Annotated in this window: 2 protein-coding genes; both read right to left on the reverse strand. The window is 43.9% G+C overall.

Annotated elements, in window-relative coordinates; translation table 11 throughout:
* Positions 1–11: 11 nt before the first annotated feature.
* Positions 12–713: an ABC transporter permease gene (locus A3739_RS05630; protein ID WP_068478246.1), complete on the reverse strand. Its 702-nt coding sequence runs from the start codon at positions 711–713 to the stop codon at positions 12–14.
* Between the two features lie 72 nt (positions 714–785).
* On the reverse strand, positions 786–993 hold a 208-nt coding region (locus A3739_RS05635; protein WP_156502375.1), incomplete at its 5' end, for a transporter substrate-binding domain-containing protein.

The raw sequence follows: 993 nt of genomic DNA on the forward strand, positions 1-993 counted from the left end.
CGCTTCCATCATTAAGCCCTCGTTGTTCCGGCACTGTATTTAATTTTAAGTCTGTTGAGTAATAACTCTGAGACCGCTGTGAGGGATAAGTACACAAGCGCAACAGGGATTAAGAAAGTAAAGGGTTCGTGCACAGCTTTGGCTGCCTCGGAAGCAAGACGCACCATATCAGCTAGACCAATGATCGATACAAGTGCAGTGGTTTTCAGCATAACAAGCCAATTGTTACCTAGGCCAGGTAGTGCATGACGCATCATTTGAGGAAACGAGATGCGGCTAAATACTTGCCATCGAGTCATACCGTAGGCATATCCGGCTTCTATTTGACCTGCATTTACGGACTGAAATGCGCCACGAAATGTTTCTGCCATATAGGCACCAAAGATAAAGCCAATGGTGACAACTCCGGCAATAAATTCATCGATGTTAAAAAAGACATCGATATCAAATTCTTCATATAACCAATCTGAGAACTCATTCATCATCATTTGACCGCCAAAGAAGATGAGTAACATCAGTACAAGATCGGGAACGCCTCGAATTACGGTGGTGTATACCGTTGCGATAGCGCGAGGAATAGGGTTGCTTGAAAGTTTGGCGATCGCGCCGAGTAGCCCTAAAAATAAAGCCACAAGCAATGATAATACGGCTACTTCGATGGTTAAAATAGCGCCCTGAAATATAGATGGGCCGTAACCGTGAAGATCTATCATTGAGTAAGTTCCGTGAAAATTAATCGTCAATCAGACGTCAGGCATATAGCGCCTGACATCTGACTTTTAGCATTAAATCTTAATGCTGTAAGAGAAGTACTTGTTCATGATCTCATCGTAAGTACCGTCTTCTTTGAGCTTTTTAAGCGCAGCATTGAATTTTTCAGCAAGGTCTTTGTCACGCTTGCGGAATGCAGCGCCAACGCCCTCACCACCAACTTGCATGGTGTCGCCGACTGACTGGTAGTTTTCATCTTTAAGGATGGTTGATTCACCTACT

The sequence above is a fragment of the Oleiphilus sp. HI0067 genome (assembly GCF_001635735.1).